The sequence below is a fragment of the Natronobacillus azotifigens genome, from assembly GCF_026805325.1.
GTDB classification, from domain to species: domain Bacteria; phylum Bacillota; class Bacilli; order Bacillales; family Amphibacillaceae; genus Natronobacillus; species Natronobacillus azotifigens.
Genome location: NZ_JAPRAT010000071.1, coordinates 1 through 820 on the forward strand (window position 1 = coordinate 1; position 820 = coordinate 820).

An 820-nucleotide genomic window follows, 5' to 3' on the forward strand; every position below is an offset into this window, starting at 1 on the left:
TATTAACTTTATTGCAAATTTATATAAACAGATTTTTTGATTCGTAATTTTACGAGTCAAATGCTAATTCAAGCGGAGGTTGCTATTCAAATTACTTACCACACAGTTTGTCTCTACTATATTGTAAATGCAGTAAGGGTCAATTTTTTTTACGTACATCTATTAAAAATAGTTTTGAAAAGGGGTGGGGGTTATGCGTGCTATTATTTATTGCCGTGTAAGTACAGATAAAAGAGAACAAGCAACTTCCATACAACGGCAACGTGAAGAATTACTGCGTTTAGCTAAACAGAAAGATATGACCGTCGTTGATATTTTTGAAGAAAAACATAGTGGTTATGATATAGAAAGAGAAGGGATTTTATCTGCTCTAGAAAAATGTGAATCCGACGATATAGACTGCATACTAGTACAAGATGAAACTAGATTAGGTCGCGGAAATACCAAAATCGCTCTATATCATCAATTCAGCAAAAATAATGTCAAAATATATACCCTATCTCATCAAGGAGAACTTCAATTGTCTGAATCTGATGCAATGGTACTTCAAATTGTTGGCATCGTTGAAGAGTATCAACGTAAAATCCATAATATAAAAATTAAACGAGGAATGAAAAAAGCAATAGAGAATGGTTATAACCCAGCAGATAACCTAAGCAATAGGAATCAAAGTAAAGGAAGAGAACGAATTGATTTTCCAATTGATGAGGTAATTCGACTGAGAAAAAACGGATTAACTTTTGCAGAAGTAGCTACTACTTTACGCGGTTTTGGCTATGATGTATCAAAAGCTACTGTTCATAGAAGATACAAAGAACAT

General features: G+C 33.0%; 1 protein-coding gene. It reads left to right on the top strand.

Features of this window, described 5'->3' with window-relative positions; genetic code table 11:
* Positions 1-193 precede the first annotated feature (193 nt).
* Positions 194-820, top strand: a 627-nt coding sequence (locus OWO01_RS15945; protein WP_268781451.1) for a YneB family resolvase-like protein, incomplete at its 3' end; no start/stop codon positions are given.